Raw genomic sequence first — 7,909 nt, 5'->3', positions numbered from 1 at the left:
ACGGCCTGGTCGAAGTAGCCGCCGTTGTCGGCCGGCGTGGGAGGCGAGCCGTCTTCGGGGCTGTCCTTGAGAAGGAAGAACTCGATCTCGGGGTGCACGTAGCAGCTGAAGCCGAGGTCGGCGGCCTTGCTCAACTGCCGCCGCAGTACATGCCGCGAATCGGCCCAGGACGGCGAACCGTCGGGCATAGCGATGTCGCAGAACATTCGCGCGGAGTGCTGGTGACCCTTGCTGGTCGACCACGGAAGAATCTGGAAGGTCGACGGGTCGGGCTTGGCCACGGTGTCCGCCTCGGACACGCGGGCAAATCCCTCGATGGCACTGCCGTCGAAACCGATGCCCTCGTCGAAGGCACCTTCGAGCTCGGCCGGTGCGATGGCCACGGATTTGAGGTAACCCAGGACATCGGTGAACCACAGGCGGACGAAGCGGATGTCGCGCTCCTCGAGTGTCCGGAGCACGAATTCCTTTTGACGATCCATGTCCGCGAGGGTAAGCAAACCGCGTTAAATCTGTGTTACATCGTGAATTCGGTCTCACTTCCGAACGCTCTCACCTGCGGCGACGTCGAAGTGAACAAAACTCAGCACACCAAATCGTTACCTGTCGGCGTCAGATCGACGAGATAGCGCACCAACGGTTCGTCGACGCAATTTTCTCCCGAGAATGCGACGGTGTGTTGAGTCCCGTCGAAGGTCACCAGGTCGGCGTCCAGCTGACGCGCCAATTCGACACCGGCTTCGTACGGCGTCGCCGGGTCGAACGTGGTCGACACCACCACCAACTTCGGGATGCCGTCCGCCACGATCGTGTGGGGATTCCCGCTGTTCGGGATGGGCCAGAACGCACACAGGTCGAGTGGCGCCTGCCCCGTCCCGCGACCGTCGTCGAGGAACGGCGCTGCCTCGCGGTATCGCCGATCGGCCTCCCCGGCTTCCGTGCGGTCGGTCGTCGGTGGATCGTCCATGCAGCGAATCGCGTTGAAGGCGTCGTCGAGGTTCGAATACGAGCCATCGTCGAGCCGACCGGTGTACGCGTCCGCGAGCCGCAGAAGGGTGTCACCGCGCCCCTCCTCGAGCTCGGTGAGACCGACGCGGAGAACTCGCCACAAGCTCTGCGAGTACAGCGCCTGCTGCACCCCGGTGAGGGCGTCGTCGTAGCTCAGCCCCCGCGGATCGGTCGTGGCGGCGGGCCGATCGATCAACGGATCGACCAGTTCACGAAAACGAACGTTCGCATCCGCCGGCTCAGAGCCGAGGGCGCACGCGTCGGTCTGCGCGCAGTCTGCGGCGAACCCGTCGAACGCAGCCTGGAACGCGGCACCCTGCGCGACAGCCTCGTCGATGGGCGTCTGCTCCGGATCGAGCGCGCCGTCCAGAATCATCGCGCGAACGTTGCCGGGGAAGGTTTCGGCATATGCGGTGCCGATGCGGGTTCCATAGGAGTAGCCGACGTACGTGAGCTTCTCGTCGCCCAACACCGATCTGATGACATCCATGTCGCGGACGACCTCGCGGGTACCCACGTGGGCGAGCACGTCGACGCCGGTCCGTTCGACGCAGTCCGCGGCGTACCGGCGGTGCTGCTCTTCGCTGTCGGCGATGCCCTCCGGCGTGACGAAGATATCTGGTTCGGCCCGTTCTCGATTCACTTGGTCCGTGGTGAGACACCGCACGGCGGGTGTCGACGCCCCGATGCCGCGTGGGTCGAACCCGATGCGATCGAACCGCTCTGCGACGGCAGTGCTCTCGGCCTGCGTGGCGGTGTATAGCCCCGACGACCCGGGACCGCCCGGGTTGAACAGCACCGAGCCGATGCGTTCGCCGGACGCGCGGGAACGCGACATCGCAACCGTCACCGTCTCCCCACCCGGGTCGTCGTAGTCGAGTGGAACGGTGACCCGCCCGCATTCGATCGAACCGCCGAGAACGGTGCCGTCGGTGTTGTAGCTCTCGCACGATTCCCAGGCCACATCCTGGGTGTAGTACCGGCTCAGCCCGTCGGGAATCGCGCCGGCCCCCGGCGGCGTCGATTCGCCCGCTACAGAACCGCCCGTCGCGGAGCCGGTCGGGGCGGAACTGTCACCGCCTGCAGGGCCGTCCGAGGTACAACCACTCAGCATCGCAGCCACGACGACACCGGCCACGACTACGCGTACTCGCGTCAATTCCATCAGCGCACCGACTCCATTCGACCGATGGTGCCAGAGAGTTCCCGCCCGTCCGCGTACGGTGAGCGCGCCGACTCCGGCGGCACTACTCTTCGTGTCGTGCAGGCCCTGCGAATCGCCCTTGCCCAGATCAACTCCACGGTCGGTGACTTCGACGGCAACTGCGCTCTCATCGTCGAGTGGGCGTCGCGCGCCGCACAGGAGGGTGCCCAGGTCGTCGTGTTTCCGGAGCTGGCCGTAACCGGCGCTCCCCTCGCGGGATTCGCCCTGCGGCCGGAATCCGCCCGGGAATCACGTGCAGCGTTGGGTCGGCTGGCTGTGGCCCTCGACCGCGCCGGGTGCGGCGATGTCGCCGTGGTCGTCGGTTACCTCGATGGCGACGATCGGGGACCGCTCGACAGCGCCGCCATTCTGTTCGGCGGCGCTGTCGTCTCCCGCTACGACCGGCACGAAAAGACTCGAACGTTGAGCATCACCGAAGTCAACGGATTTCGTCTCGGCCTGACAATCGGCGAAGACCTCCGGCAACCCGATGGTGCCGTACCCGCCTACGCCGCGGCGGGCGTGGACGTCCTGGTATGTCTCGATGCGGACCCGTTCGGACTCGGCCGGACCGACGCGCGCCGCGTCGAATTTACGCGCCGTGCGGTCGAAGCCGGCGTGCCCTTCGCCTGCTCGAATCCGGTCGGTGGTCAGAAGCAACTGGTCTACGGCGGCTCGAGCATGGTCGTCGATTCGGACGGCACCCTCTTGGGCCGGGCGCCCGAGTTCACCGAACATCTGCTGTGCGTCGATATCGACGTGCCCGCGGATCGGCGGCCCGATCGCGCGGAGGTGGACGGGTGGGTGGTCGACCGCCACGTTCTGCCGGACCTGCTGGTTCGTGGATGGGACAGGATGCCCCTGTCGGTGGCACCGGCGTTGGCGGACGACGAGCAGGTGTGGAGCGCCCTCGTCACCGCAGTACGCGATCACGCGCACAAGAACGGTTTCGCATCCGTGACGATGGATCTGTCCGGCAGCGTCGGATCCGCCGTCGTCGCCGCGATGGCCGTCGATGCGCTGGGTGCGCAAGCCGTGCACGCAACGTTCGTTCCGTCGCATCAGCCACCCGAAGGGCTGCCTTCGGACGTTGCAGAACTCTTGCGCCGCAACGGTATTCACATCGAGTCTCGCTCCCGACGCTCGGCGCCGACAACATGGGCCGATGAGCATGGCCACCTCGTCCTCGCGACGGACAACAGCACAGAACTGGGACAGGGGTACGGGACGCAGGGCTATCGGACAGCACTGGGGTTCGAGCCAAGCTTGGCCGAGACGATCCGGGATGCCGCACTCGAGGGCTTCGCTCCGCTGCGAGACGTGCCCCAGTCACTGCTCTGGAACATCGCGCGGTGGCGGAACAAAGCCGCGGCCGAGCGCGGTGAGATTCCCCCGATACCCGAAGAACTGATCGACGGGGCGCCGACGAAACTCGGTGACGCCGCCGAACGTCTCCGGCACGCCTATCCGATCGGCCCGAAGATCATGCCGAGTTCGGTCCTGGACCGCCGTGTGCCCGTCGCGAATGTGTGGGCGAAGTAGACGGCCGGGAAGCATCGCAGAGTGTGACCAATTGCACGGTCTGCTTCTCTTCGGCCTGCTGGTGACCACTGGCACACTGGTGGAGTCATCAACCCCATCCCGGGGACCCGCACTGCGGGCCTCGAGGAACCGAAAGGGACAAAGATGTCCGACTCCGTATACGGCTCGACCGACGCATCCGTCACCGGTCTGGCGCGCAAGACACGCACCCACCATCTCCTCCAGATGAAGGCCGACGGTGAGCGCTGGGCGATGCTCACGGCCTACGACTACTCGAGCGCCCGGATCTTCGAAGAAGCAGGCATTCCCGTGCTGCTCGTCGGCGATTCCGCAGCCAACGTGGTGTACGGCTACGACACCACCGTGCCGATCACTGTCGACGAACTGCTGCCGCTGGTGCGAGGCGTCGTTCGCGGCGCACCCAACGCACTCGTAGTGGCCGACCTGCCGTTCGGCACGTACGAGGCCTCCCCGCAGCAGGCGCTGGCCACGGCAACCCGGTTCATGAAGGAAGGGCTCGCGCACGCGGTCAAGCTCGAAGGCGGCGAACGCGTAGCAGGTCAGATCGCCGCGATCACGGCTGCGGGGATCCCCGTCATGGCCCACATCGGCTTCACTCCGCAAAGCGTCAACGGCCTCGGCGGTTTCCGCGTGCAGGGCCGAGGCGACGGCTCGGAGCAGCTCGTCGCCGACGCCATCGCGGTGCAGGAGGCGGGCGCGTTTTCCGTCGTCATGGAAATGGTCCCTGCCGATATTGCCGGTCAGGTCACCCGCAAGCTCACCATTCCGACGGTGGGAATCGGCGCAGGCAACGAGACGGACGCCCAGGTCCTCGTGTGGCAGGACATGGCCGGTTACACCAATGGCAAGACGGCCAAGTTCGTCAAGAAGTTCGGACACGTCGGCGCCGAACTTCGCAACGCGGCAGCCAGCTACTTGTCCGAGGTGCGCACCGGGGTCTTCCCGGGGCCCGAGCACAGCTACTGATCGATCACCGGCGGTCCGGATGGCACACTCTGTGCCATGAACTCCCGAGCCACCAAGCCAGGTTTCACCGGTTGTCGTCGTGCGGCCGTCTCCCTTGTGGGGGCGGCCGCCGTCCTCGCGTCGGTCGGTGCGTGTGCCACTGACACAGGGAACACCGGATCCTCGCAGTCCCTGACGCCCACCACGTCCGCGGACCTCCCGGCGACGTCCCAGGCTGCCCCGGCCGGCGCCATCACCGACCAGCAACGCGAGCAGCTCTGCACAGATCTGGGTGAACAGCTGCAGGAGTGGCGCATCCAAGGGCCGACGCTGGGCCGCGGCGGACTCAACATCGTCGTCCAGACGTGGGCCGCGCAGAGCGGCGTCATCAACCTCCAGGTCGTGCAGAACCGCGCGATCGTCGACGAGATCACCTCCGCACAGTGCCCTGATGTGCGCGAAGAAGCGATGCGCTCGCTCGACATTCCCGATCTCGCCTCCGGGTTGGTCGGGTTCTGACAATGACCGACGAGATCCGCCGCGAGCTCTACCCGTCCATCGAGCCGTACGAGAGCGGACACCTCGATGTGGGGGACGGTCAGCTCGTGTACTGGGAGGTCAGTGGCAACCCCGACGGCGTGCCGGTCGTGTTCGTGCACGGCGGCCCCGGTGGCGGAACGGGTGCGCTGCAGCGACGGTATTTCGACCCCGACATGTACCGGATCGTCCTGTTCGATCAGCGGGGATGCGGGCAGTCGACGCCGCACGTCGCCGATGGGGCCGACCTGTCCGTCAACACCACCGCCAAGCTGGTCGGCGACATGGAGAAGTTGCGCGAACGGCTCGGCGTAGACCGATGGCTCGTGTTCGGTGGATCGTGGGGCTCGACTCTGTCCCTCGCGTACGCGCAGACCTATCGCGAACGCGTCACCGGGCTGATCCTGCGCGGCATCTTCCTTCTGCGTCGCAGTGAGCTCGATTGGTACTACAACGGCGGCGCCGGACATCTGTTCCCCGAGCAGTGGGAGAAGTTCCTCGCCCCCGTCCCACCGGCCCAACGCTCCGACGACCTCATCGAGGTCTATCACCGTCTTCTGAGGTCGGAGGATCGCGACCTGGCCACCCGGGCCGCAGTCGCCTGGTCGTCGTGGGAGGCGGCAACCAGCTACCTTCTCCCCCGGCCGGATCAGATCGCCGAAAACGAGGACCCCCGCTTCGCCGTTGCCTTCGCGAGCATCGAGAACCACTACTTTCACAACAACGGCTTCCTTCGCGAGAACCAGCTGCTCGCCGATGCGCACCTGTTGGCGGACATCCCCGGAGTCATCGTTCAGGGTCGGTACGACGTGGTGTGCCCGGCGACCAGCGCGTGGGAACTACACAGGGCATGGCCGACCGCCGAGCTCCACATCGTCGACGACGCCGGGCATTCGGCGGCCGAACCCGGCATCGTCCATCACCTCGTCGAAGCGACCGACCGTTTCGCGTCGGAACGGGCCGACTCTTCGTCACCGCGCTCGTAGACGAATTCGGTTCGCCGAGAGGCGATGTCGGCGACGGTCAACGTGACCGTCACCGTCTCCCCCTCCGGCGGATCACCGACACATCGACCGATGACGATCGGCTCGTCGAGAAACACCTCGGCGGGCCGCTTGCCGTCTGCGCCGCGTAAGACCAACGCCGAGAAGGTCTCCCCCACCCGGCCCTGCAGCACAGCTGCCTCGGTCAGGTCGATGCATGCGCGGTCGATCTTCGACGCTTTCGAATCGGACCCCCGCATGATGGTCGGAAGATCCCCCAGCGCCGATCGCGCCCAGTCCGGCACCTCGACGCGCGCGACGACCGCGAGACACACCTCCGTGGCAAAACGGTCCGACAGACGCCGCAGCGGGGCGGTCACATGCGCGTAGGGAGCGGCAATACCCGCGTGCACCGTCAACTCCGGCGGCGCGCCGTCGAAAGCGACATAGTCGGCGCCGCGCAACAGCGAGGTCGCCTGCGTCATCATCGCCAACGTGGCCGGTGCATCGCTCGGCAGCGTCGCCAATACCGCTCCGGCGGAAGCACCTTCGGGCCAATCGATCCCGAGCAGGCGCGCTGTTCGCTTCAGCGTCTCGACCGCGTCCTCCGGTGCGGGCGGCAGCGTGCGCAACACCCCCACCCCCGCGTCGAGCATGATTCGCGCTGCACACATCCCCGTCAGCAGCGACACCTCGGCGTTCCACGTGTCGACCTGCGTTCTCGCCTGTAGTGCAATGCGCCAGGAACTCCCGTCCTCGAGCACCTCTTGCTCGGGAAGGGTGATGTCGATCGCGCCGCGCCGGATCGCCGACTGCGCTCGCAGAGCACCGAATTCGGCGAGGGCCGCGATGGACGGGTGCGGTGCACCTGCGTCGCAACTCGCCTGCACCGTCGCATAGTCCAGGCGCTCCACCGACCGCACCGAGGCACGACTCACGGTCCAGGCCAGCGGCTCACCCGTCTCGTCGAGTTCGATCCGCCACAGCGCAGCGGGCCGAATCTCGTTGGGCAGCAGACTCGCCGCACCCTCCGACAGCACCCGGGGATGGAGCGGCACCGACCCGTCCGGCAGATAGAACGTCTGCCCGCGCTTCCTCGTCTCGACGTCCAGTGCACCACCGGGGGTCACGACGGATCCGACGTCGGCGATCGCGTAGTGGACGACGAAGCCGGACGCGAGCTTCTCGATGTGGACGGCCTGATCGAGGTCCATCGAACCTGGCGGGTCGATGGTCACGAACGGAATGTCGGTCCGGTCCTGACGAACCTCACTGTGGGGATCGTCGTTCGACGACGCCTGAGCCTGCGCTTCGGCGAGCGCATCCTCGGGGAAGTCGTCGCGGAGGTCGAACTCGGAGCGGATGGGATGGAAATCGAACGGGACGGCCGACAGTCGCGTCAGAACCACCGTCAGTTGTTCCAGTCGTCGTCGGCCTTGTCGGCGGCCTTGTTCCGCTCGGCGGCGATGTGGATCGCCCGCTCGGCGGTCTCCCTGTCGGGGTAAGGACCCATCCGGTCGAGTGCGCCGGATTCTTTGCCCTGCGAGACCGTTTTGGTGCGTACGTCGTAGTACCAGGCTTCGTCGTTGCTCATGGCACCAGTCTGCACGAACGACGCCCGGATGGCCTGCCGTTCGGAACCCGAGGGGCCGGCCGAACAGCTGAAGAG

The 7,909-nt window shown here is 66.5% G+C and carries 8 protein-coding genes; 4 read left to right on the top strand and 4 right to left on the bottom strand.

What is annotated here, in order from left to right; all coding sequences use genetic code 11:
* Both WBQ44_RS23210 and WBQ44_RS23205 read right to left on the bottom strand, forming a co-directional pair.
* Window positions 1-482: glutamine synthetase beta-grasp domain-containing protein (locus WBQ44_RS23210; protein WP_495569006.1), on the bottom strand; the 482-nt coding region annotated here is incomplete at its 3' end.
* 101 nt (window positions 483-583) lie between these two features.
* Window positions 584-2,176 (bottom strand): alpha/beta hydrolase, encoded by a 1,593-nt coding sequence (locus WBQ44_RS23205; RefSeq protein ID WP_495569008.1) that lies wholly within the window; start codon window positions 2,174-2,176, stop codon window positions 584-586.
* 93 nt (window positions 2,177-2,269) lie between these two features.
* Here WBQ44_RS23205 and WBQ44_RS23200 point away from each other — a divergent pair, with 93 nt between their 5' ends.
* The 4 genes from WBQ44_RS23200 (at window position 2,270) to pip (ending at window position 6,243) form a co-directional block, all read left to right on the top strand.
* Window positions 2,270-3,754 carry a nitrilase-related carbon-nitrogen hydrolase gene (locus WBQ44_RS23200; RefSeq protein WP_495569005.1) on the top strand — a complete coding sequence of 495 codons (1,485 nt, stop codon included), beginning with the start codon at window positions 2,270-2,272 and terminating at the stop codon, window positions 3,752-3,754.
* A gap of 144 nt (window positions 3,755-3,898) precedes the next feature.
* Window positions 3,899-4,741, top strand: coding sequence for a 3-methyl-2-oxobutanoate hydroxymethyltransferase (panB, locus tag WBQ44_RS23195; RefSeq protein WP_495569004.1), 843 nt, complete (start codon window positions 3,899-3,901; stop codon window positions 4,739-4,741).
* Window positions 4,742-4,777: 36 nt separating this feature from the next.
* Window positions 4,778-5,239, top strand: coding sequence for a hypothetical protein (locus tag WBQ44_RS23190; RefSeq protein ID WP_495569003.1), 462 nt, complete (start codon window positions 4,778-4,780; stop codon window positions 5,237-5,239).
* 2 nt (window positions 5,240-5,241) lie between these two features.
* Window positions 5,242-6,243 carry a prolyl aminopeptidase gene (pip, locus tag WBQ44_RS23185; RefSeq protein WP_495569002.1) on the top strand — a complete coding sequence of 334 codons (1,002 nt, stop codon included), beginning with the start codon at window positions 5,242-5,244 and terminating at the stop codon, window positions 6,241-6,243.
* Here the strand turns inward: pip and WBQ44_RS23180 are convergent.
* Window positions 6,177-7,649: an RNB domain-containing ribonuclease gene (locus WBQ44_RS23180; RefSeq protein ID WP_495569001.1), complete on the bottom strand. Its 1,473-nt coding sequence runs from the start codon at window positions 7,647-7,649 to the stop codon at window positions 6,177-6,179. The two genes, pip and WBQ44_RS23180, sit on opposite strands and share 67 nt — an antisense overlap.
* A 2-nt stretch (window positions 7,650-7,651) precedes the next feature.
* Window positions 7,652-7,834 (bottom strand): hypothetical protein, encoded by a 183-nt coding sequence (locus WBQ44_RS23175; RefSeq protein ID WP_495569007.1) that lies wholly within the window; start codon window positions 7,832-7,834, stop codon window positions 7,652-7,654.
* Window positions 7,835-7,909 lie beyond the last annotated feature (75 nt).

The organism is Rhodococcus sp. (in: high G+C Gram-positive bacteria), assembly GCF_049591685.1.
GTDB lineage: Bacteria > Actinomycetota > Actinomycetes > Mycobacteriales > Mycobacteriaceae > Rhodococcoides.
Note: the sequence above shows the minus strand (reverse complement) of the source record. Positions and strands in the feature narration are given on the sequence as shown.